At 42.1% G+C, this 24,602-nt stretch carries 15 protein-coding genes and 1 pseudogene; 14 read left to right on the top strand and 2 right to left on the bottom strand.

Annotation, left to right across the window (positions count from 1 at the left end; all coding sequences use genetic code 11):
- Nucleotides 1-16 precede the first annotated feature (16 nt).
- The 3 genes from rfbB to rfbC are packed head-to-tail and all read left to right on the top strand — an operon-like array spanning nucleotide 17 to nucleotide 2,529.
- A complete protein-coding gene (gene rfbB, locus AL038_RS11870; RefSeq protein ID WP_062153086.1) occupies nucleotides 17-1,069 on the top strand; it encodes a dTDP-glucose 4,6-dehydratase in 1,053 nt (350 codons plus the stop codon).
- A gap of 54 nt (nucleotides 1,070-1,123) precedes the next feature.
- Entirely contained in the window at nucleotides 1,124-1,999 is an 876-nt protein-coding gene (gene rfbA, locus AL038_RS11865) for a glucose-1-phosphate thymidylyltransferase RfbA (protein ID WP_062155494.1), read from the top strand.
- Nucleotides 2,000-2,001: 2 nt separating this feature from the next.
- Nucleotides 2,002-2,529 carry a dTDP-4-dehydrorhamnose 3,5-epimerase gene (gene rfbC / locus AL038_RS11860; RefSeq protein WP_062153084.1) on the top strand — a complete coding sequence of 176 codons (528 nt, stop codon included), beginning with the start codon at nucleotides 2,002-2,004 and terminating at the stop codon, nucleotides 2,527-2,529.
- Nucleotides 2,530-2,776: 247 nt separating this feature from the next.
- On the opposite strand, the gene AL038_RS11855 is transcribed toward rfbC, so the two are convergent.
- Nucleotides 2,777-3,103: an EF-hand domain-containing protein gene (locus AL038_RS11855; RefSeq protein ID WP_062153083.1), complete on the bottom strand. Its 327-nt coding sequence runs from the start codon at nucleotides 3,101-3,103 to the stop codon at nucleotides 2,777-2,779.
- 397 nt (nucleotides 3,104-3,500) lie between these two features.
- Here AL038_RS11855 and AL038_RS11850 point away from each other — a divergent pair, with 397 nt between their 5' ends.
- The 5 genes from AL038_RS11850 (at nucleotide 3,501) to AL038_RS11830 (ending at nucleotide 12,660) form a co-directional block, all read left to right on the top strand.
- Entirely contained in the window at nucleotides 3,501-4,391 is an 891-nt protein-coding gene (locus AL038_RS11850; protein WP_062153081.1) for a transglutaminase family protein, read from the top strand.
- A 77-nt stretch (nucleotides 4,392-4,468) separates the two neighbouring features.
- Nucleotides 4,469-5,923 carry a circularly permuted type 2 ATP-grasp protein gene (locus tag AL038_RS11845; protein WP_062153078.1) on the top strand — a complete coding sequence of 485 codons (1,455 nt, stop codon included), beginning with the start codon at nucleotides 4,469-4,471 and terminating at the stop codon, nucleotides 5,921-5,923.
- A 2-nt stretch (nucleotides 5,924-5,925) separates the two neighbouring features.
- Nucleotides 5,926-6,906, top strand: a complete 981-nt coding sequence (locus AL038_RS11840) for an alpha-E domain-containing protein (protein WP_062153076.1) — start codon at nucleotides 5,926-5,928, stop codon at nucleotides 6,904-6,906.
- Nucleotides 6,907-7,147: 241 nt separating this feature from the next.
- Nucleotides 7,148-9,064, top strand: a complete 1,917-nt coding sequence (locus AL038_RS11835; protein ID WP_062153074.1) for a two-partner secretion domain-containing protein — start codon at nucleotides 7,148-7,150, stop codon at nucleotides 9,062-9,064.
- Between the two features lie 791 nt (nucleotides 9,065-9,855).
- Entirely contained in the window at nucleotides 9,856-12,660 is a 2,805-nt protein-coding gene (locus AL038_RS11830) for a caspase family protein (RefSeq protein ID WP_062153072.1), read from the top strand.
- Nucleotides 12,661-12,784: 124 nt separating this feature from the next.
- Here AL038_RS11830 and AL038_RS11825 read toward each other — a convergent pair.
- Nucleotides 12,785-13,691 (bottom strand): annotated as a pseudogene (locus AL038_RS11825) (IS982 family transposase).
- A gap of 348 nt (nucleotides 13,692-14,039) precedes the next feature.
- Between AL038_RS11825 and AL038_RS11820 the strand changes: the two are divergent.
- The 6 genes from AL038_RS11820 to purL all read left to right on the top strand — a co-directional run bounded on the left by AL038_RS11820 (nucleotide 14,040) and on the right by purL (nucleotide 24,381).
- On the top strand, nucleotides 14,040-16,661 hold the full coding sequence (locus AL038_RS11820) for a PP2C family protein-serine/threonine phosphatase (protein WP_062153070.1): 2,622 nt from the start codon (nucleotides 14,040-14,042) through the stop codon (nucleotides 16,659-16,661).
- Between the two features lie 238 nt (nucleotides 16,662-16,899).
- Nucleotides 16,900-17,769 (top strand): NAD(+) kinase, encoded by an 870-nt coding sequence (locus AL038_RS11815; RefSeq protein ID WP_062153068.1) that lies wholly within the window; start codon nucleotides 16,900-16,902, stop codon nucleotides 17,767-17,769.
- A gap of 69 nt (nucleotides 17,770-17,838) precedes the next feature.
- Entirely contained in the window at nucleotides 17,839-19,326 is a 1,488-nt protein-coding gene (locus tag AL038_RS11810) for a nicotinate phosphoribosyltransferase (protein ID WP_062153066.1), read from the top strand.
- 58 nt (nucleotides 19,327-19,384) lie between these two features.
- A complete protein-coding gene (locus AL038_RS11805; RefSeq protein WP_062153064.1) occupies nucleotides 19,385-19,906 on the top strand; it encodes a glycine cleavage system transcriptional repressor in 522 nt (173 codons plus the stop codon).
- A 14-nt stretch (nucleotides 19,907-19,920) separates the two neighbouring features.
- Entirely contained in the window at nucleotides 19,921-20,388 is a 468-nt protein-coding gene (locus AL038_RS11800; RefSeq protein ID WP_062153062.1) for a peroxiredoxin, read from the top strand.
- Nucleotides 20,389-20,541: 153 nt separating this feature from the next.
- Nucleotides 20,542-24,381: a phosphoribosylformylglycinamidine synthase gene (gene purL / locus AL038_RS11795; protein ID WP_062153060.1), complete on the top strand. Its 3,840-nt coding sequence runs from the start codon at nucleotides 20,542-20,544 to the stop codon at nucleotides 24,379-24,381.
- Nucleotides 24,382-24,602 lie beyond the last annotated feature (221 nt).

The following is a 24,602-nucleotide window of genomic DNA, read 5'->3' as shown; positions in this document are numbered from 1 at the left end:
TCAGTGAGGCAGGCGCATGAAACTCATCATCACTGGCGGTGCGGGCTTTATCGGCTCTGCGGTTATCCGCCACCTTATTCATAACACCCAACACCATGTTTTAAACTTAGATAAACTGACTTATGCAGGCAATTTAGACTCCCTCGTGAGCATTGCTGACAATCCACGTTATCAATTTGTGCAACTGGATATTTGTGACCATGCAGGTCTGCAAACCCTCTTAGCACAATATCAACCTGATGCCATCATGCACTTAGCGGCAGAATCGCATGTTGACCGCTCTATTGATGGTCCTGCTGATTTTATTCAAACAAATATTGTTGGCACTTACACTTTATTAGAAGCGACACGACAATATTGGAACAGTTTAGAAAGTGATAAAAAAGCGCGTTTTCGCTTCCATCATGTATCCACCGATGAAGTCTATGGTAGCTTAGGAGAAGCGGGATTATTTACTGAAACCACTGCCTACCAGCCTAATTCCCCCTACTCTGCCAGTAAAGCCTCTTCCGACCATTTGGTGCGTGCATGGCATCATACTTTTGGCTTACCTGTTGTGACCACGAATTGTTCAAACAACTACGGGGGTTATCAATTCCCTGAAAAACTTATCCCGTTAATGATACTCAATGGATTGGAAGGTAAACCCCTACCCGTTTATGGTAAGGGCGAGAATATTCGCGATTGGCTTTATGTTGATGACCACGCTCGCGCGCTCTGCTTGGTTCTAACCGATGGCAAAATTGGTGAAACCTATAATATTGGGGGGCATAATGAGCAAAAAAATATCGATGTTGTTCTCCTCATTTGTGCCTTACTCGACGAATTATGCCCTAACTCCCCTCATAAACCCCACAAACAACTGATTAAATACGTTACTGACCGCCCGGGTCATGATTTACGTTACGCCATTGATGCCAATAAAATTAAAGAGACACTGGGCTGGATACCAGCAGAAACCTTCGCAACAGGGCTACGCAAAACCGTTCAATGGTATTTAGACAATCCAGACTGGTGGCAACGGGTGCGCGATGGTAGCTATCGCGGAGAACGTCTAGGACTTGGCTAAATCTGCTAAAATAGAGGCAATTCTATCCTTCAATAAAAGATATAAATAACCATGATGAAAGGTATCATTCTCGCGGGTGGGTCTGGCACACGCTTACATCCCATTACCCAAGCTGTTTCAAAACAATTGTTACCAATTTATGATAAACCAATGGTTTATTACCCACTAACAACCTTGATGTTAGCGGGCGTTCGCGACATATTATTAATTTCTACCCCGCAAGACACACCCCGTTTTGAACAACTGTTAGGTGACGGCTCACAATGGGGCATACATATCAACTATGCAGTGCAACCTTCGCCTGACGGACTCGCCCAAGCTTTTATCATTGGTAAATCTTTTATTGGACAAGATAATTGCGCATTAGTATTAGGCGATAATATTTTTTACGGACACGATTTTCAAAAACAAATCACCAACGCAGCCCAACAAACACAGGGCGCAACCGTATTTGCTTATCCCGTACATGACCCTGAACGTTATGGTGTGGTTGAATTTGACAAACATGGCAACGCCATTAGCTTGGAAGAAAAACCCAAACAGCCTAAATCCCGCTACGCTGTCACAGGTTTATATTTTTATGACAACCAAGTTGTCGATATTGCTGCCACATTAAAACCTTCGCCACGTGGTGAGTTAGAAATTACCGATGTCAACAATATCTATTTACAACGTAATACGCTAAAAGTAGAACGATTTGGACGTGGTATGGCTTGGCTGGACACGGGAACACATGAATCTTTATTAGAAGCAGCAACGTTTGTACAAACCTTAGAAAAACGTCAAGGGTTAAAAATCGCTTGTCCTGAAGAAATTGCGTGGCGTAAAGGATACATTACCGCAGAACAATTGGCGGAATTGGCAAAACCACTGAGCAAAAGCAGTTACGGACAATATTTAAACTTTATTCTTCAACATGAAATTGCTTAATTATGAAAGTGATAAAAACCGCTATTCCTGAAGTGTTATTAATAGAACCGCGCGTATTTGGCGATGAACGGGGCTTTTTTTTAGAAAGCTACAATCAACAACGTTACATAGACGCAGGCGTAACAGAACGTTTTGTGCAAGATAATCACTCGCATTCTGCAAAAAACGTTTTACGTGGGCTACATTTTCAACGTGAACATCCACAAGGAAAATTAGTTTATGTTACAAAAGGTATTGTGTTTGATGTAGCCGTTGATATCCGCAAAGACTCACCGACATATAAAAAATGGGTTGGGGCAATTTTAACCGCAGATAATCACCATCAATTTTATGTTCCCGCAGGCTTTGCGCATGGGTTTTGTGTGTTGTCAGACACTGCAGATTTTCATTATAAATGCACGGAATACTATCATCCTAAAGATGAAGCTAGCTTACGTTGGGATGACCCAGACATTGGGATTACATGGCCTATTTCCAAACCAATATTATCTCAAAAAGATGCGGACGCGCCGTATTTAAACGGGTTATAACGTGCTTTGGTGCGAAGTCATTTGCACCAATTAGCATATAAAGCTTTGTTAAGTACCCTCTTCGTTTTTAATAAAAAGGGGTTTGGCTTATCTTTCTGTTTGGTCTCTTTGCGTTATTTTTGCTCATAATCTGTTTTTTAGCATTTACGCCGTTAAGGAAAAAGCAATAGAAATAGGTGTGGATAAATCCACACCTATCGTTTTACACCAAGTTTGTCATCCATGACATAATACGGGTAAATGTTCCTTACATGGGTTTTTTGGGGTGTTCTGCCGCCAAAAATTCTTCTAAAGAAATGGAACCGTCACTGTTGGTATCCAATTTTTCAAACGCCATTTCGCGGCGTTTTTCCACCTTCTGTTCATCTGCATGTTTAGGTATAGGTGCGGCTTCTAATTCCTCTTTAGAAATAGAGCCATCACTATTGCTGTCTATCTTTTTGAACATAGCCGTCTTCATCTCTTTTATTTTTTCAGGAGAAGGGGGGGTACGTTCAGGACGGTCACCTGCAAAAGCGACATTGGCGGTTAAGACAGTCATAACAGCAACAGCGGATAAAATGGTGCGTTTCATGGAAACTCCTTATTCAAAGTGAATGTATGAGAATACATAACAGGGTATTCTCTAGCTTATACGTCACGCCATTTAAAAAACCGTTGCATTAAATTTTTTTGATACGATTAAAACGAAAAAGACCAGTAAACAGTAAAGATTTGTTGTGAGGAACATGATTAAATAGGGGGAATCTTTTCTATTCTTACGGTTTTATCACTATCTCCCATTTAATTTAAGAGTAAATCCAGTCGCCTCTTAGAGATTCTGAGCAAGTTTCATGTTTTAAGAATATTGTTACTTAGCATTCAAATTATTTACTTTAATGTTTTATTCAAAAAAGTACATTCAAACTTAGCAAGGCTTAAGGTAATATTCTCTCATCTACACGCTTTCGCTGTTTTGCAAGGAATCGCCAATGAAGTATCGCGTCACGCATAAAACACTTTATAGTTACAACGCGCCTGTGTCTTTATGCCACAACGAAGCCCATCTTGCCCCGCGTAGCTCGCTTTATCAAACCTGCTCTAAAAGTAAGCTGTCAGTAAAACCAACGCCTGCTGTTCAGTATGAGCATGTTGATTACTTTGGAAATTCTGTTAGCTACTTTGCGATTCAATCACCTCATAAAGTCTTAACTGTAACGGCGGTGAGTGAAATAGACATTAATCAACAGCCTTTTGAACTTGAAACCGCACGCAACTCGCCACCATGGGAAACAGTGCGTGATTTATTACAAGACCGCCAAATATTACAAGCCGCTACCATTGAAGCACGTGAGTATTTATTAGATTCCCCTTTTGTAACTGTACACCACTTGTTAAAAGCGTTTGCTGAGGTGTCTTTTTTCCCCAATCGCCCCATTTTAGAAGCCTGTTTAGATTTAATGCATCGCGTTTTTACCGAATTCAAATATGACCCCAATTTTACAACCATTGTGACACCTATTTTAGAGGTGTTAGAGCATAAACGTGGTGTTTGTCAGGATTTTGCACATCTGATGATTGGTTGTTTACGCTCATTAGGACTGGCTGCCCGTTATGTCAGTGGCTACCTAGAAACCCTTCCTCCCCCCGGACAAGTAAAGTTACAAGGGAGTGATGCGTCTCATGCGTGGTTAGCTGTTTATGTGCCTGAATTAGGTTGGATTGATTTTGATCCAACCAATGATCAAATCCCAATCAATCAACATATCACCACAGCTTGGGGACGTGATTATAGTGATGTTACACCCTTAAAGGGGGTTATTTTTGGGGGAGGGGATCACATGCTAACGGTTGCTGTAGATGTGGAAAAAATAGAAGCGTAGTGTTTAAACAAATCGCTTAAAGCACATGGAATGGTTGAGTTGGGCAATACTACGCAACATGACAGGAGATAAATACAATGTCTATTAATTGGGACACTTATCAAACTCAGCACTTTTATGATGAGTTAATTGACAATCAAGGCGTGCCTCGTTCTGCAGCAGCAGAGCTATGTAAATATTTAAGTAGCTTGACAGAAGACGACATTAAGGAACGTAAAAATGCCGCAGAGTTGGCAATTGTCGTGATGGGCATTACATTTACGGTGTATTTTGAAGGCACGACAATAGATCGTGCATGGCCATTTGATTTAATCCCCCGTATTATTCCTAAACAAGAGTGGGATAAAACAGAAGCAGGTTTAAAACAACGGGTTACTGCGTTAAATATGTTTATTGATGATTTATATCATGAACAAAAAATTATCAAAGACAAACGTTTTCCTGCCGAATTATTAAAAAACTCAAAGAATTTTCGGGAACAATGCGTCGGTGTATCGCCCCCTTTAAACGTGTGGGCGCACATCTGTGGGAGCGATTTAGTCCGCGATAAAGATGGCACTATGTATGTGTTAGAAGACAATTTGCGCGTTCCATCTGGTGTGTCTTATATGCTAGAAAATCGCTCTGTTATGAAGCGCATCCTGCCAGAGTTATTTGAAAATCAAACAATTCTGCCCGTAGATGACTACCCGTCAAAACTTTATGACATGCTTGCATCGATTTCTCCACGCCCCTTAGATTATCCACAAGTTGTCGTGTTAACCCCCGGTATGTATAACTCCGCCTACTTTGAACATGCCTATCTCGCGCAAAACATGGGGGCTGAATTAGTCGAGGGTACGGATTTAGTGGTCGGTGATGATGACTGTGTTTACATGCGCAACATTGAAGGTTTAAAACGTGTTGATGTCATTTATCGTCGGATTGATGACCTATTTTTAGACCCAGAAGCCTTTAGCCCTGACTCTATTCTTGGTGTAAAAGGACTGTTACGTGCTTGGAAAAAAGGCAATGTCGCACTGGCAAATGCACCCGGTGCAGGGGTTGCGGATGATAAAGTGGTGTATTCCTACGTTCCAGACATTATTAAATACTACTTGGATGAAGAGGCCATTATTCCCAACGTAGAAACTTATCGTTGTATGGAAACCAAACAACTGAGTTATGTTCTAGCGAACTTAGAAAAACTAGTTGTCAAACCTGCAAATGAATCAGGTGGTTATGGAATGTTAGTAGGGCCACATTCTACCGCCAAAGAACGTAAACAATTTGCTGAATACGTTAAAAAAGACCCCCGCAACTACATTGCCCAGCCCGCCCTTAGTTTATCCACCACACCAACATTATGTGGTGATAACCAAGTTGAACCCCGTCATGTGGACTTGCGCCCTTTTATTCTTTCCAGCACTTCAACCTACGTCACAACGGGCGGATTAACACGGGTTGCCCTGCGTAAAGGTTCGCTAGTTGTCAACTCCTCCCAAGGGGGTGGCAGTAAAGATACTTGGATTGTTGATATGGAGGGTAAATAAACATGTTATCCAGAGTCGCAAATACCGTATATTGGTCAGGGCGTTATATTGAACGGGTTGAAGACACGGCTCGCCTTGTCATTGTCACCAGTAATTTATTACTCGATTTACCTAAAAATATGACCACTGGCTGGCATCCTTTATTGACCATTACAGGCAGTGAAAGCCTGTTTTATGAACAATATAAAGAAGCCAACGAGCGTAATGTCAGCAAGTTTTTAATCAGTGATACCCATAACCCTAGCTCCATTCTCAGCAGTCTTAACTCCGCGCGTGAAAATATGCGTACAACCCGCGATGTCGTACCAAACGACTTATGGGAACATCTCAATAATCTGTACTTGTCTATAAAAATGCGGGTAGAAAAAGGGGTTACAAAAAATAATCGTTTTGAAGTACTAAAAGAAGTAATTACAGGTTGTCAACTGCTAACAGGACTTTCCACAGGGACGATGAGTCGTGGCGAAGCCTACAGTTTTTTACGCACAGGCTTATATTTAGAACGTGCCGACATGACCACACGCATTTTAGATGTGCGCGCCGCCAATCTACTGCCTAAACAAGGCGATGATTCTAATCTCAACCTAACCCCTTTTCAAAATATCCAGTGGGTCAGTGTGTTAAAATCCTTAACCGCTTACCAAATGTATCGCCAACATGTCCGTTTAGGTGTAAAAGGCTCAGATGTGTTGAAATTCCTCTTACAAGATGAAGAATTTCCTCGTGCAGTGCGTTACTGCTTGCGCATGGTAGAAGGCTATCTCAACAATTTACCCAAAAATGACATGCCCTTACGCACACTCGCACGCATTCAACGTCAAATACAATCCGCTGATGTTTACACGCTTGCCCATTCAGGCTTACACGAATTTATTGATGAACTACAAATTGGTTTAGCAGGCGTTCACGACCAAATTTCAGCCACTTATTTCGGTCTTAATGCGAGCGCAACACAAAGCCAAAGCCAAACCCAAGTTGCTTAGTTCGCCTTCATAAACCTATCAGGTTTTTAATACCTGATGGGTTTTACCGCAATAATCATGGAATCATTTTTGCGTATGATTCCCCCTAATCATCTCGTTCACTTGACGACAGACTAAAACACTCACTAACATGACAAGCCTTTTTTAACCAACAGAATCTTTACAAGCTCCACAACTTTCTGGCAGTAGTCTGTAATAGCCAAGCATAAAATAATAACGCCTATCAACGATAACCTGCCTCATGACAATTCATTATTTTTTCAATGGCCTGTCTTTTAGCCTATTCCTTTTACTAAAAACGGTCGTTCATGCTGAAGTGATTTTAGACGGCTCTTTAGGACGTAACGATACCCTTACAGGCACAAATATAGAAATCTCTGCTGATATGGGGCAACAAGTAGGACACAACCTTTTTCACAGCTTTGATACATTTAATTTAAATAAAGAAGAAAGCGTACATTTCACAGGCAATGCGTCTATTGAAAACGTCATTACCCGCATCACAGGTGGCGAACGCTCCTCTATTGACGGCACAATTTACAACAATATCCCCAATGCCAATTTATTTCTCCTCAACGATAGCGGGTTTATCTTTGGTCCTAATGCAGTTTTAAATACCACGGGCGATGTCGTTATCAGCACAGCCAGTGAACTATATCTTGGGGAAAATGGCGTATTTTATAGTAGCCTACAATATGACAGCATTCTTTCTAGTGCAAACCCTAGCGCGTTTGGTTTTCTCAATACCCGCCAACCCGCAGTGATTGATTTACAAAATAGCCTATTAGATACCGCTGATGGTAAAACCCTTTACCTATCCGCACACGCCATTAACCTCAATGCTACACAACTATCTGCACCTTCTGGAACACTTATATTACAATCCGTTGCATTCAATAACCAACTCATTCCCACCGCCGATGAATTAATCGCCGCAGGCACTATCCGCTTGCTCAACAACTCTACCCTTGACGTTGGCACAGAAGGCGGGGGCAGTATTTACATTCGCAGTGAACAATTTGAATTAACAGACAGCGATATTATTGCCAACGTCTCTAAACAAGATGGCGGTGTCGTTTCGATAGAAACAAATACCTTAACCATGACCAATGCCAACATAGACAGTCGCACCTTAGACACCGCCCAAGGTGGCAACGTCAACATACAAGTTAAACAACAAGCCACACTTTCTAACAGCAATATATTCACCACCTCTCGCAGCACCAATGCACAAGCAGGCGATGCAGGCAATATCAGCCTATGGGCAGACTGTTTAGACATGAGTAACAGCACTATCAGCACCACCACCTATGGTGCGGGACAAGGCGGCGATATTACCCTAACCATTGCAAAAAACTTTAATCTCACCAGCGTAGCGGGATTACTCTCACCAACCAGCAGTATTCAAGCACGCTCGGAACAAGCCGATGGATTAGCGGGAGATGCAGGACGGGTTATTGTCAACGCCCGTAATTTAACCTTAACAGGACGCAACACACGGATTGATAACAGTACCCTAGGGACAGGACAAGGCGGCAATATTACACTCAATGTCACAGACCGACTGCAATTAGACAGTGATACTTCCATCTTGGCGGACAGTCGTGGCACAGGCAATGCGGGTTCGATAAACATCAATACCAACCAACTGAGCTTACAAAACAGCACCATTTCCAGTAAAGCCGAACAAGCAAATGGTGGCAATATTATTCTTAATGTTCGTCAAACAGTAACCATGAATACCAGCGAAATCAGCGCGACGGTGAGCGGGGGAACGGGCAATGGCGGAAATTTAGCCATCAGCAACCCACATTTATTCTATCTTACAGACAGTAAAATCATCGCAAACGCCAAAGCGGGGAATGGAGGATCAATCCTCATTATCACTGATTTACCCTTAGAATCATTAGGAAGTGAAATTACAGCCAGCTCAGAAGCGGGTACAAATGGGCGCGTACAAATTGACATCCCGACAGTCACTATCACAACATTACCAGTTACTTTTTTAGATGCCGTTGACCTTATTCAACAACGTTGTGCTGCCCGCTCAGATGACCAAGTAAGCAGTTTTGTCTTAGTTGGACGGGGTGGTTTACCCAACTCCCCTGAAGACTTACAAAGTTACTTACCCGTATTACTACAATCACCCAAGTACTGAAGAGTGAATTGCTTGTAACAATGGGTTAAGAGAAAAATGGTTTTTGCAATAAATTGATTATATCGCCTTTAAATTCCAGTAATTATCCTGATTCAGATAATTTTTAAAAACGGATAACATCGCTTAAAAATAGGGTAGTGCTAAATATTAGCCACCGTGTTGGGCATGATTTCCACAGAAGTTGTCATGACTTTGGTTATTTCTATGATAACCATTTTATAAATTACATTTACGCGAGTACGACGAAAAAGGGCTTAAATAAAAACAGGTTGAGAAGGATTTAACAAATGAAAGCTCTCATCAAGTTTAGGATTGAGCAGAACAGGATTGTTATCATATCCATGGTTGTACCTTTGGAAAGGGGGGTGGACGTTTGGTGATGTTCCATTATTCCTTCTTTTCCTTTAGGTACAACTTTTTATTTCTTCCATTCCGCTTTTATTCAACTTTTATCATTAATCCTCTGTTTTATACCAGTTATCTCGCCGTACTCGCGTTAGTAGGTCTTTTTTTGTCTGAATCAGAATTCACAGAATTTTCAGAATTAGCAGAATTAAAAAGCGTGATTTGCATTAGTTTCTTGGTTTAAGGGTTTTAAATCCTGTTAATTCTGAAAATTCTGATTCAAACAAGCTGTTGTCTTTTTTAAAAGAAACTCGCCGAACGAACTCAGATTAGTAGGTCTCTGCTCTAATCAACCCTTTTGCAATATCCCCATTAATCTTTTAATGCTTTTAAATTATGATAATCCCGTCAACTATATAACTTAAAATCAGACAAGGAATTTTCCTATGCGCTTATTTGCCTTTCTCTTACTGTTATTCAGCATTGCCAGCCATGCCGCACCACCCAGCGAGCCAATACTCCGCCCCAATCTCACCCTACACAGCGCGCCGATAATACGCATCGACATCGATGCACAAGAACGCTTTGCAGTTACGGCTTCTGATGATAAAACCGTGCGGGTGTGGCAATTACCCGCTTTAACCCTAGAGCGGGTTTTACGTCCCCCGATAGGTGAGGGCAATGAAGGGAAATTATATGCAGTGGCGATTTCCCCCGATGGGCAACAAGTGGCAACAGGGGGATGGAGTAAAGATAATGATATCTACCTCTTCAACCGCGCAACAGGCAAATTATTAACCCGCCTCACAGGGTTACCCAATGTGATTGCTCATCTGGCTTTTTCCGCTGATGGGCAATATTTAGCGGTTGCTTTAGTGGCTGGAGGCATACGGGTGTATCAACTCACCACACCCAGCCCGCAATTGATAGCCGAAGATAATGATTATGGGGCAAATAGCTACTGGGTAGAATTTGACCCTACAGGACGGTTACTGAGTAGTTGTTGGGATGGCTACCTCCGCTTATACGATACTGATTATCACTTGCGACACAAGCAAGCCATCACAGGCGGAAAAGAACCTATTAGCGCACGTTTCAGCCCTGATGGACAACGGATTGCGGTGGGGTTTAATGATTCCACCGCCGTCACTGTGGTGTCAGGACGGGATTTAAGTCTTATACATTCAGTGGATACTGCGGGGATTTATAACGGGGATTTAAATAAAACTGCATGGTCAAGCGATGGACAAACGCTGTATGCAGGGGGGCTTTATCAGTCTCAAGGGCAATACCCCTTCATCCAGTGGCAACAAGGCGGAACAGGCAAACGGCAAATCGTCTCAATAGATGTATTTGATACCCTCACGGATTTACGCAGTTTATCCGATAACCGCTTGCTGGTGGGGTCAGCAGACCCTGCTTTAGTGCTCTTAGATAAAAAAGGCAAATCCCTCGCCCGCCAAGACAACGAGCTGGCAGATTTTCGGGATATAGGAACACAATTCCGTGTCGCGCCTGATGGTTTACAAGTGGGTTTTGCTTATAAATATGGTGGCGTATCCCCCTCAGCATTTTCCCTCCGTGATTTCACCTTAAGCGAAACTGTCAGCAAGACGCTTAAAGCACCAAATACGGACAGCAAAAGCCTAAACATTGAAAACTGGTTCAATCAAACCAATCCCACCCTCAATGGTAAAGCCTTGTCTTTAAGAGAATATGAAAGGTCTCGCAGTCTTGCCATTGCACCCAATGCGCAACATTTTTTATTAGGGACAAGTTGGTACTTGCGGTATTTTGACGCACAAGGCGAGCAAATTTGGGCAAAATCTGCCCCCAGCATAACATGGGGCGTTAACATAACCGACAATGGTTTAGCGGTTGCGGCGTTTGCTGATGGAACAATACGCTGGTATCGTCTCAGCGATGGTAAGGAATTACTGGCTTTTTTTCCTCATGCAGATAAAAAACGCTGGGTTGTTTGGACACCACAAGGCTATTATGCCGCTTCCGCAGGCGGAGAAAGTTTAGTCGGTTGGCATGTAAATAAAGGCGCAGACCAAGAAGCTGATTTTTTTGAGATGGGACAGTTTAGAGAGAAGTATTATCGACCTGAACTCATTACAACGTTATCCAAAACCTTAGATATTGAAAAAGCCTTAGCCCAAACCCCTGAAAAACAGAAACCTATTGAAAAAACACTGGAGCAAAGCCTTCCACCTGTTGTCGAGTTACTCTACCCCAATACTGGCGATAGTTTTCGTGAAACAGACTTAGAAATTCATTACCGTATTCGTTCAACAACAGCCGATACACCGACAGCTGTTATTGCTTATATAGATGGCATCAAAACAGATACCAGTCTCGCTAATGAGCTTAATAGTGAACATCAACAAACTATAAAATTACCACCTCACGACGTGACTTTATCTCTTTTAGCAAGTAATAAAAATGGTAAATCTCTGCCTGCATCAGTCTCCTTAAAATGGTCAGGAGAAACAAGACAAGATTTATTAAAACCAGATTTATATGTGCTAGTTGTAGGGGTTAATCAATACCAAGATACAAATCTCACCTCATTAAGATTTGCAGATAATGATGCTAACGCATTTGCACAAGCAATACAGGCACAAGAAGGAAAGTTATATAAAAAGGTCAATGTTAAGTTACTAATAAATCCATTACGGGATGAGATTACACAGGGTTTAACATGGATTGAAACCCAAACGACCTCGCGCGATACAGCAATCATATTCTTGTCAGGACATGGGATTAAAGATACAAACGGACGTTATTACTTCCTTCCTCAAAATGCACAACTAACGGATTTAAAAACAACAGGTATCACAAGAAATGATATCCGCGACACACTGTCCACAACAGCAGGTAAACGTATTTTATTCTTAGATTCTTGTCATGCAGGACAGGTCATGAGTAATAAGGGAATAAAGGCTGGAGATGTTAATCAGTTAAGTAATGAACTTGCTGATGCAGAAAATGGTATCGTCGTTTTTACCGCATCTACAGGCAGACAAACTTCTGTAGAAATTGAAGAGTTAGGACATGGTGTTTTTACAAAAGCGATATTAGACGGTTTGCAAGGACTAGCTGATTATGATGGCGACAGAAAAATATCCCTCAGTGAACTAGATATGTATATTACACAACGGGTTAAAAAACTGAGTGACGGAACACAAACGCCTATTATGGTAAAACCTGAAGCAGTACCAAACTTTTTTATTGCTCAACCTTAAAGGATTAAACCTAAGCTCGGTAATACCTTATAAATAAAGTAAAAACCTGCTGGATTTTTAAAATCTAGCAGGTTTTTTTGTCTAAATCCTAATTTAAACTAACGCGAGTACGACGAAAAAGGGCTTAAATAAAAAGAGGTTGAGAAGGGTTTAGCAAAGGGAAGCTCTCATCAAGTTTAGGATTGATACGAAACATCAAAGAAGGCTTATGGAGCTTCCAAGTATAGGCAATAAGCCCCGCAACGACATTAACCATAAACCCCAAAACACTGCGATGTTGGGTATGTTCAATCTGAGTGAATGATTTAAGCTGACCGATGACGGTTTCTATCAAGGAACGTTTTTTTAGCATTATCGTATCAAATTCACTGAGCGGCTCTTTCTTCATGTTTTTGCGGACACCTGTGATTAATTCAATGCCTTGCGTTTTCAAAGTAGCCTTTAATGCCTTAGAAATATAGCCCTTGTCGCCATATAACTTACCTTGAATAAATTGCGTCATCGCCCTTAAGCCCTTGCGGTCATCAAAATTCGCGGCGGTGAGAAAAAATAGATTAATTCCCCTTTATCATCAATGACTAAATGCAATTTAAACCCAAAATACCAGCCAATGGAGTTCTTCCCCCGTTGTGCGAGGTTTGCAAAGGTTTTATGTTGTGAAATTCGCCGATTGTGGCAAACTTTCAAGGGTGTAGAGTCAATGAAGGCAATCCCGCGAGCGTTTACCCGCCGACTGTGCAAGTAAGCACTGAGCGTGACTGGGCTAACTCAACAAATCGTTGATAACTGACCCGTTTCGGAAACGCTCCCCCGAGAACATGCGGAACATAGTGGGTATAAAATCCTTTGAAATGACGTTGATTAGATTGATGAAACAACACGAGTAAGGTCATCACTTCCGACGCTGACATTGTCCCATCTCGCTGACTTTTCTTGGGGTTTCCTTCTTCTAACAACTGTTGTTCCCATAACGGCATAAACCATTTACAAAAGTCGTCGATTGAGCAGAACAGGATTGTTATCATATACATGGTTGTACCTTTGGAAAGGGGTGGTAGGCGTTTGGTGATGTTCCATTATTCCTACTTTTCCTTTAGGTACAACTTTTTATTTCTTCCATTCCGCTTTTATTCAACTTTTATCATTAATCCTCTGTTTTATACCAGTTATCTCGCCGTACTCGCGTTAGCACTACCAAAAATAGGTTAAGAAAAAAATGACACCTAATCCCTGTCTATAAATCAGTTTAAAAAAATATATTGTATTTAAGTTTTTGATAAAATAGTTTTTATTGCTGATAGTTTATCAATCCTGTACACTGCACTGCAATAAAACCGACTAATTTACTAACCTATTAAAATAACGTTGTCATGTTCAACATGAAAATTAAAAAGAAACTGATTTTAACGTTTATTGTTTTAAAGGTCGTTCCTTTAATTATCATTGCGTTTATTGCAACCTACTCCACGTATCAACTGGGTGAGACATTTAAACAAAATGGACAAGCCTTATTAACTAAAACAGAATCCATTATTAAAGAAACGGCCAATATTGCCGTTGAAGATAGCATTATCGCTTTAGACCATAAATCACAAGTCGCACTTGAACAAATGACGGTTAAAATAGCCCAAGAAGTTGCACAATTTCTTTATGAACGCGACAATGACTTATTAACCCTCGCAAGCCTACCCCTTAATCAAACTGTCCTAGAACAATTTCAACAGCTTAATACCCGCAATATCACCACGCATGAATCCTACCATTTTGATACAACGACTAAAAAATGGGTAAGTGACGCACCTGTTGAAACCAGTGTTAGCCCCCCCACCACCATTTTAGACGAAAATAAACGCGAATTTAGCAAAAAAACTATTCCACCCTATAAAAAACAACGAATTCCATTGTATAAAGAAATTACTTTCTATGATTTACAAGGGCAAGAACAGTACAAAGTTTCTACCATAGACAAGACATTAAAAAATATTGCCCATTCTGAACAAACCTACTGTAAAGCAGAAACCTATTTCAACGACGCACAAGCCTTAAAACAGGGTGAAATTTACGTATCTGATGTTATTGGTGAATACCGTCCGTCACCCGTTATCGGTACATTCAGCCCAGAAGCGGCACAAAAAGCGGGTATTCCGTTTGAACCTGAAAAATTTGCTTATGCAGGAATAGAAAACCCTGTTGGTAAACCTTTTGAAGGCATTATTCGCTTTGTTACCCCTGTTTATCATGCAACTGAAAAAATAGGCTATATAACCTTAGCCTTAGACCATCGTCATTTAAGTGAATTTACCGATTACATCATGCCAGATGAGCATTTTATGCGTAATATTTCAGATGCGAGTACTGGTAACTATGCGTTTATGTGGGACTATTTAGGGCGGTGTATCTCTCATGCACGTGATTATTTTATTGTCGGCTTTAACCCGCAAACAGGCAAACGTGTACCACCATGGATAACGCAAGAAACAATGCTGGAGTGGCAACACTCAGGAATTACCTCGCTTGATGATTTTTTAGCCCACTATCCCACGTTTAATAATCAGCATACGCACAATGAACTGAGCATTGAACAACGACAACGGGGGGAAGTTGCCTTAGATTGTCGCTACTTGAATAAAGCACCACAATGTCATGGCTGGTTTCAAAGTATTAACGAAGGCGGATATGGGTCTTTTGTGATTTTTTGGGCGGGTGTTTGGAAATTAACCACAGCAGCAGCAATTCCTTATTTTACAGGACAATATGGTAAAACAAAGCGCGGCTTTGGTCTTGTGTCGTTTGGAGCTAATTGGGATGAGTTTCATGATGCAACATATCAAACGAAACACAGCATTGATACCATGTTAGCGCAACAGAATCAGACCATGCACGAATTTATCGAAACACGCGAAGAACAAGCGTTAGCACAAGTGCATCGAACCGCTATTGAGGTTGGGCTAATTGCCGTAATTTTGTTAGGAATGGTCATTATTGTTGCGGTGTTGATTGCAAATAATTTCACTCGCAAAATCTACGCGCTTATTGGTGGGACACAAGCCTTTACTAACAACCATTTAGGCTATCGAATTTATATTGAAGAAGATGATGAATTTGGGCAGTTAGCCTTTGCCTTTAATAATATGTCGGAACAAATACAAGACTTAGTGCTTGAACTAGAAACAAAAATTGAAGAGCGTACTATTGCACTAACCGCTGCAAATGCAGAAATCACTACCTTAAATAAACAATTACAAAGTGAAAATACACGTATGGGTGCAGAACTTGCCGTTACACAAAAATTGCAAGCGATGCTCACGCCAAAACTACTTGAATTAGCACAGATTCCTGATTTAGACGTTGCAGGATTTATGGAACCTTGTCAAGAAGTTGGCGGGGATTACTACGATGTGTTGCTCCATAAAGAGGGTTTAAAAATTGGGGTGGGTGATGTAACGGGGCATGGTTTAGAAAGCGGTGTCGTCATGTTAATGTTACAAACCGCCATCCGAACATTAGTGGAACATCAAGAATTAGACCCCATCAAATTTTTAAATACCATTAATCGCACGATTTATCATAATGTAAAACGCATGGGGTCAGAACAAATGTCGACCCTCTTATTAGCGGATTATAAACAAGGGGTTTTAACTATTTCTGGGCAACATGAAGAAGTAATTATTGTTCGTGCGGATGGTACGTTAGAAACAATAGATACATTAGATTTAGGCTTTCCCATTGGATTAGAAGAGAATATTGAATCTTTTGTAGAAAAACATCCTGTTACATTATTTAAAGATGATATTGTTGTTTTTTATACGGATGGTGTTACAGAAGCAGAAAATGTTGCAGGCGAACTTTACGGTACGGCTCGCTTAGCAATGTTAATCAAAAACATTAGACAATTAAACGCGACAGAAATCTGTCAACAGATTGTTGCTGATGTAAAACAACACATAGCAACACATCGTGTATTTGACGATATTACGCTACTCGTTATGAAGCATAAATAACTATATTTAATAAGATATTCATGGTGCAATCAATAAATACCATCCCTAGAAATTGCATGAATACCCTATAATTGTACGGAAAACCATGATGTACATTCCAAGAAATGGCTATGCCAGATTGAATATATTATTTATTACATAAACCTTAGCCCCTAAACCTCTGTTTTAACACTGGGATTTAGGGGCTAAGGTTTGATTAATAAATGATATGCCTAAGCACTTAAACAACAGGATACTTATGTTTAACAGTATAGGACTTATCGCCAAACGGGGTGATACGCGAGTTAAAGATACACTTGAAAGATTAATAAGTTATCTCACCGCTCGTTCATTAGAAATCGTTATCGACGCACCTAGCGCGCGTTTATTATCCAGTGGTGACTTTAGCATTGCCGCCAATACAGAAGCACTAGGAATTCGTTGTGATTTGATTATTGTCATCGGTGGTGATGGCACACTACTACAAGCGGCGCGATTACTAGCCAAACATGATGTGTCTATTCTTGGGATTAATTTAGGCCGTTTAGGCTTTCTTACAGATATATCACCCGACCAGATGGAACACTATTTGGATGAAATTCTAGGCGGTGCGTTTTTAGAAGAAGATCGCTTCTTAATTTATGCAGAAGTTTATCGAGAAGGACGCTGTCTGTCACACTCTAATGCACTGAATGACATGGTTATTCACCGCTGGAATATGACCCACATGCTGACCTTTGAAACCACCATCAATGGGCATTTTATGAGTCGACAACGCTCTGACGGCCTAGTCGTTTCCACCCCAACAGGCTCAACGGCTTATGCACTATCGGGCGGAGGACCTATTGTTCATCCTTCTTTAAACGCACTACTACTCGTGTCTATTTGCCCGCATACCCTGAGCAATCGCCCCCTAGTAATTGATGGCGATAGTTGTATCGCGATTACCATTGCAGACAATCAAACAGGACAAGCCCAACTTTCTTGCGACGGCGTATTATGTCAACAAGTTATTCCTGGTGATTTAATTGTCATTGAAAAACGCCAATCAATCCGCCTGATTCACCCACAAGGGCATGACCACTATTCAACATTACGTGAGAAACTGGATTGGGGAAAAGCCGTATAGTACTCATCGCCTTTACTAAAGATAGGAACTATCAACATTGTGTAAGTTCTAATCACCACAGGTAATACTATGAATCATCTGCAACAACTCTATGGACACTCGCTAGCCTTACTCACAGACTTATACCAATTAACCATGGCGTATGGCTATTGGAAAACGGGGCGACAAGACCAAGAAGTTGTTTTTAGCCTATTCTTTCGTAAACCACCCTATCAAGGGGGCTACACCGTTAGTGCAGGCTTAAACAACGCGCTAGAATTGATTGAACAACTACACTTTACCGCAGATGATATTACCTACCTTGCAAGCATTACAGGTAATGACGGCAAACCCCTATTTGAAAAAGATTTTTTAGACTACTTACACCAACTACGTTTTACCTGCAACATTGATGCAATTCCTGAAGGGACACTCGTTTTTCCCCATCAACCCCTATTGCGCGTACAAGGTTCACTGATTCAATGCCAACTGCTAGAAACAGCACTACTAACCATTGTCAACTATCAAACACTGATTGCAACCAAAGCCGCGCGGGTCTGCCAAGCAGCAGCAGGCGATATAGTGCTAGAATTCGGTTTACGTCGCGCACAAGGCATTGACGGCGGTATCAGTGCCAGCCGTGCTGCCTATATTGGCGGATGTGTTGGCACATCCAACGTATTAGCAGGAAAACTCTACAATATTCCCGTTAAAGGCACACATGCCCACAGTTGGGTAATGGTATTTCCTGAAGAACTAGAAGCCTTTCAAACCTACGCCGATGTGTTACCTAACAACTGCATTTTTCTCGTCGACACCTACGACACCCTACAAGGAGTACAAAATGCCATCCAAATTGGCATAAAATTACGCCAACAAGGACATGAAATGGCAGGTATTCGCCTTGATTCAGGTGATTTACTCAGCCTAAGCCAACATGCCCGCCGTTTACTTGACCAAGCAGGCTTTCCCGATGCACTCATTGTGGCAAGCAACGACCTAGACGAATACACCATTCAAGACCTAAAAAATCGCGGCGCGGCAATCAACGCATGGGGAGTTGGTACAAAACTAGTGACCAGCTACGACGAACCCGCACTCGGTGGCGTTTACAAACTCACCGCCATCAAAACCCCGCAAGGAATCTGGGATTATCGAATTAAAGTTTCCGAACAAACGATAAAAACCACCAATCCCGCCATTCTACAAGTACGACGGTTTTACAATGACCAAGGTTTTTTTCTAGGCGATATGCTGTACGATATCCTACAACCACCCACCCAAACCCCCGTTCTTGTCAACATCAATGATACCCAAAAATTACTAAAAATCAGTCCAGAAGTCGCTTATGAAGACCTACTCGTACCCGTCATGCGTCACGGGAAAGCAACCATAACGGATAACACCCTTGAGCAAATTCGCCAACATTTACAACAACAATTGCAACGCTATCCTGAAAACTTTAAACGCCTAAACAACCCAGACAGCTACCCCGTCAGCCTAGAAGGGGGCGTATTTCTACTCAAGGAACATTTGATTAACCAAATCAAACAATCCAAAACCCGTTATCAAATGTAATTTTGCCAGTAGATACTAAGCAACACTTTTTTCTAACCTAACCAAAAAATAGACCTTCATGCAACTTGTGATTTGTGCCATCGCGCCACATAAACCCCAGATTGTTAAGCAACTCACTCGAGCCCTTGTCGACAGTGGTGGCGGTATTGAAGAAGTACGCCTATCTGCACTTGGCGATAAAATCAGCCTACTACTCTCTATTTCAGGCACATGGAATGCCATTGCAAAAATAGAAAACCAACTCCCTCGCCTACAAGAACAACTTGGATTTACTTTTCTAGTTCAACGCTCAGAAACACTTCCAAAATCAACCAACCACCTCCCCTACATGATTGAAGTTATTTCAATTTATAACCCAGAAATTTTGCCCAATATAGTGCGCTTCTTTTCTGATGCAGAGGTGAGTATTGAAGACATCAACAGCCACACCTACACCATCGCCCAACTAGATACACTCATGTTATCTCTCACACTACGTATTCACGTACCGAATACAATTATTATCAGTAATCTACGCGGTGATTTTTTTGATTTAGCGGATGAAATGAACCTAGACGCTGTAATGGAACCTATTAAATAACATAAGGAAATACCATGCCACTCGTGATTGGAGAGAGCCTACCCCCTGTAAGCCTACCTGCGACAGGTGATAAAACTATTCATTTACCCGACTGTCGCGGACAAGTGCTGGTTTTATATTTTTATCCCCGTGATGACACACCCGGTTGCACACAAGAAGGGCAAGATTTCCGCGACCATTTTGCCGCGTTTCAAGCCAAAAACGCATTAATTTTGGGTGTTTCCCGCGACAGTGTTAAAAAACACGAGAAATTCAAATCAAAGTACGAATTCCCATTTGATTTACTGGCGGATGAAGAAGAAACTTTATGTAATGTCTTTGATATTGTAAAACCCAAAAACATGTATGGAAAACAAGTGCGTGGTATTGAGCGTAGCACCTTTATCTTTGATAAAGAAGGTATTTTACGTTACGAATGGCGCAAAGTAAAAGTACCCGACCATGTACAAACCGTACTAGCCGCTTTAGATAAACTCGCTTAAAAAAAACCTACTAGGTTTTCAAAGCCTAGTAGGTTCATCTCCTACTACATTCTCCACAACCCCTAATCCACACAACGCGCGATTCAAACCCAAGAAACCGCCTAGCCAATTCTGCTAAAATACCCTATTTACACGCTAAACCAAGAGGCGACCATGTTTTATACGGGTGATTCCGCGCTTTCTCCTTTCCGCTGCGAAAAATTACGGCATACCGCACGTGCTTTTCTCCCCACGTTACAAACCATTCAAGCAAATTACCTGTACTTGCTCGACTGCTCTCGTTCCTTAACCAACGATGAAACCCAGCATTTACAACAACTGTTACACGGACAACCTAAAACACGGCCCATATTGCCAACAGGTCAACAACTTATTGTTATTCCTCGTTTAGGCACTATTTCACCTTGGTCTAGTAAAGCCACTGAAATCATGGCTATTTGTGGTTTATCGTGTATTAAACGCATTGAGCGCGGGTTAGTTTGGACAGTCAACGCAAGCGATGCGCTAACGCATGAACAGCTTGAACAACTCATGCCTTTACTACATGACCGCATGACAGAAACCGTTATATTTACACTGAATGAGGCAGAACAACTGTTTAAAACTGCTGAACCGCGTCATTTGCGCGTCATTCCCCTACTAACCGAAGGGCGGAGCGCGTTAGCGACAGCAAATAAAACGCAAGGTTTAGCCCTGTCCGAAGACGAAATAGATTATTTATACACCAGTTTTAATAGTTTAAAGCGCAATCCTACCGATGTTGAATTGATGATGTTCGCACAAGCGAATTCAGAACACTGTCGCCACAAAATTTTTAATGCTGACTGGGTTATCGACGGACAAACTCAAACCCAGACACTATTCAAGATGATACGCTACACACATCAACAACATCCCGGAAAAGTATTATCCGCATACAGTGATAACGCTGCGGTGTTAGCAGGGTTTACGATACCGCGTTTTTTTAGCAATGCACAAACACATGAGTATGGCTATACAACTGAAGAAACAGGGATTTTAATGAAGGTGGAAACCCATAACCACCCAACAGCAATCTCTCCTTTTCCCGGTGCTGCGACAGGGTCGGGCGGAGAAATTCGTGATGAAGGCGCAACAGGGCGTGGTTCAAAACCAAAAGCAGGACTTACAGGTTTTTCTGTTTCACACCTACATATTCCCGATGCGCCACAAATTTACGAAACCGAATACGGCACACCGCAACGACTCGCTACCGCGTTGCAAATCATGCTAGAAGCCCCATTAGGGGCGAGTGCGTTTAATAACGAATTCGGCAGACCTGCTATTTGCGGCTATTTCCGCAGTTTTGAACAAACCGTCAACGGTAAACGACGCGGTTATCACAAACCAATTATGATAGCGGGTGGAGTGGGTAGTATTCGTGCGGAACACGTGCAAAAACATGAAATTCCTGCGGATAGCTTACTGATTGCGCTCGGCGGTGCTGCCATGCTCATCGGTTTAGGCGGGGGCGCGGCTTCTTCCGTGTCGTCAGGACACAGCAGCGCGGATTTAGATTTTGCCTCCGTACAACGGGGTAATCCTGAAATGCAACGCCGCTGTCAAGAAGTGATTGATGCCTGTTGGAGTTTAGGCGCGCAAAATCCCATTATTTCCATTCACGATGTTGGCGCGGGTGGTCTCTCAAATGCCTTTCCTGAGCTAGTCAATGACAGCGAAAAAGGGGCAATTTTTGATTTAAATGCCATACCTACTGCCGACCCGTCATTATCACCCATGGAATTATGGAGTAATGAAGCACAAGAACGCTATGTGTTAGCCATCGCCCCCGAACAACTAGCCCTATTTACACAGTTTTGCGAGCGGGAACGTTGTCCTTTTGCCGTATTAGGCAAGGCAACGACACAACGACAATTACAATTGTTAAAAGCGCAAGAAGCCATTATCGACATGCCTTTATCCGTTTTACTGGGTAAACCGCCAAAAATGCGTCGGGATGTCCAGCGTGTGCAACCTGTGGGTAGCCCTTTTAAAATTGATGACCCTTATTTTACCTTAGAAACAGCCGCATTGCGGGTGCTACGTCATCCTACCGTAGCCAATAAAAACTTTTTAATTACCATTGGTGACCGCTCGGTTGGCGGATTGGTCACCCGTGACCAAATGGTTGGCGCGTGGCAAGTCCCTGTTGCTGACTGCGCAGTGACTGCCAGCAGTTTTCAAGGGATTACAGGCGAAGCGATGGCAATGGGCGAGCGCACACCATTAGCGGTATTAGACGCGCCCGCATCAGGACGCATGGCCGTGGGCGAAGCTATCACCAATCTTGCCGCTGCTGCAATTGCCGATTTTAGCGATATTGTCTTATCCGCCAACTGGATGGCTGCTTGTGGACAAGCGGGGGAAGATGCCGCATTGTTCGACACAGTACAATCCGTTGCCTTAGATTTATGTCCCGCTTTAGGGCTAGCAATCCCTGTAGGCAAAGATTCATTGTCTATGCACACCGTGTGGGATGACAAAGCAGTTACCGCTCCCTTGTCCCTTATCGTTTCTGCATTTGCCCGCGTGAATAATATTCACAAAACCCTCACGCCTGTTTTACGTGCTGAAAATAGTTTTTTGCTATACATAGACTTAGGTCAAGGAAAAAACCGTTTAGGCGGTTCTATCTTAACTCAAGTTTACCAACAACTTGGCGATGTCGTGCCAACGCTAGATAACCCCAAAGATTTAAAAGATTTTTTCTATGCTATTCAAATATTAAACCAACAAAATAAATTACTGGCTTATCACGACCGCTCTGATGGTGGCCTGCTAACAACCTTGTGCGAAATGATGTTTGCTAGCCATAAAGGGATTGATATTCAACTAGATGGATTAAGTCCTGATGTTTTAGCCGTTTTATTTAGCGAGGAATTAGGCGCGGTAATAGAAGTTGCACAAAACTATATTGACGAAGTACAACACTGGTTTGCTCAATATACGCAATTGCCTGTACACATTATAGGCACAGTCAACCACAGCGATTGTTTAAATATTTATCAACAAGATACATTGCTGTTAAGCCTGCCTCGCACCACGTTACAACACGCATGGAACGAAACCACGTATCAATTGCAAAAACGCCGTGATAATCCTGACTGTGTCGAGGAAGAATTTGCAGAAAATCCACAAGATTCAGGTTTATTCTTAACGACAACCTTTACATTACAAGCACCTGCAATTTTATCACAACGTCCACGTATAGCGATTTTACGCGAGCAAGGCGTAAATGGTCAGCTAGAAATGGCGGCAGCCTTTGATAAAGCAGGTTTTACCAGTGTTGACGTACACTTAAGCGATATTCTGGCAGGGCGGATGCGGTTGAAAGATTTTCAAGGTTTTGCCGCATGTGGTGGATTTTCTTATGGGGACGTGTTGGGTGCAGGCGGTGGTTGGGCAAAATCGATACTTTTCAATTCACAGGCTTATGATGAGTTTTCTGCTTTTTTCCAACGCACGGATAGCTTCGCGCTAGGGATTTGTAACGGTTGCCAAATGATGGCGCAGTTGCGCGGTATGATAGACGGTGCAGAACACTGGGCGCAGTTTGTGCGGAATAAATCGGAACAATTTGAAGCCCGTTTTGTCATGACGGAAGTGTTAGATTCGCCGTCTTTATTTTTGCAAGGCATGGCGGGGTCTTACATTCCTGTTGTTGTCTCTCATGGTGAAGGACGCGCCCAATTTGATGAACCTGCACATGTCAACCGTGCCTTACGCGATGGTTTGATTGCCTTACGTTACGTGGACAATCGTGGACAAGTCAGTGAACATTACCCTGCTAATCCTAACGGCTCGCCTCAAGGAATCACAGGGTTAACGACACCTGATGGACGTTTCACCATTATGATGCCGCATCCTGAACGGGTCTTTTTAACCAGTCGTTGGTCATGGAAGCCCGACAACTGGCAAACTGAAGAAAGCCCATGGATGCAGATGTTTTATAATGCAAGACGGTGGGTAGGATAAGGAAATATTTAATATTGTCTGTGTGTTAGAAATCTAGTTTACAGTGTGCGTTATGGTGCGGAAAAATGCACCTGACGCATTTTGTGTTTATACGGTGTATGGATACTAGCTCATCAAACCGACGACAAGGCGTAAATAGTAACGGATAAAAAACTAGCATAATGTCAGTAGTACCGTAAAAAAGTAGTGATAGTAACGCATAATATTCCTCTTAGTCCTTG

Origin of the sequence: Beggiatoa leptomitoformis (genome assembly GCF_001305575.3) — a bacterium.
GTDB lineage: Bacteria > Pseudomonadota > Gammaproteobacteria > Beggiatoales > Beggiatoaceae > Beggiatoa > Beggiatoa leptomitoformis.
Note: the sequence above shows the minus strand (reverse complement) of the source record. Positions and strands in the feature narration are given on the sequence as shown.

Coding starts and splice junctions, on each gene's coding strand:
- rfbB (WP_062153086.1), top strand. CDS start 17: ATGAAACTCATCATCACTGGCGGTGCGGGCTTTATCGGCTCTGCGGTT.
- rfbA (WP_062155494.1), top strand. CDS start 1,124: ATGAAAGGTATCATTCTCGCGGGTGGGTCTGGCACACGCTTACATCCC.
- rfbC (WP_062153084.1), top strand. CDS start 2,002: ATGAAAGTGATAAAAACCGCTATTCCTGAAGTGTTATTAATAGAACCG.
- AL038_RS11855 (WP_062153083.1), bottom strand. CDS start 3,103: ATGAAACGCACCATTTTATCCGCTGTTGCTGTTATGACTGTCTTAACC.
- AL038_RS11850 (WP_062153081.1), top strand. CDS start 3,501: ATGAAGTATCGCGTCACGCATAAAACACTTTATAGTTACAACGCGCCT.
- AL038_RS11845 (WP_062153078.1), top strand. CDS start 4,469: ATGTCTATTAATTGGGACACTTATCAAACTCAGCACTTTTATGATGAG.
- AL038_RS11840 (WP_062153076.1), top strand. CDS start 5,926: ATGTTATCCAGAGTCGCAAATACCGTATATTGGTCAGGGCGTTATATT.
- AL038_RS11835 (WP_062153074.1), top strand. CDS start 7,148: ATGACAATTCATTATTTTTTCAATGGCCTGTCTTTTAGCCTATTCCTT.
- AL038_RS11830 (WP_062153072.1), top strand. CDS start 9,856: ATGCGCTTATTTGCCTTTCTCTTACTGTTATTCAGCATTGCCAGCCAT.
- AL038_RS11820 (WP_062153070.1), top strand. CDS start 14,040: ATGAAAATTAAAAAGAAACTGATTTTAACGTTTATTGTTTTAAAGGTC.
- AL038_RS11815 (WP_062153068.1), top strand. CDS start 16,900: ATGTTTAACAGTATAGGACTTATCGCCAAACGGGGTGATACGCGAGTT.
- AL038_RS11810 (WP_062153066.1), top strand. CDS start 17,839: ATGAATCATCTGCAACAACTCTATGGACACTCGCTAGCCTTACTCACA.
- AL038_RS11805 (WP_062153064.1), top strand. CDS start 19,385: ATGCAACTTGTGATTTGTGCCATCGCGCCACATAAACCCCAGATTGTT.
- AL038_RS11800 (WP_062153062.1), top strand. CDS start 19,921: ATGCCACTCGTGATTGGAGAGAGCCTACCCCCTGTAAGCCTACCTGCG.
- purL (WP_062153060.1), top strand. CDS start 20,542: ATGTTTTATACGGGTGATTCCGCGCTTTCTCCTTTCCGCTGCGAAAAA.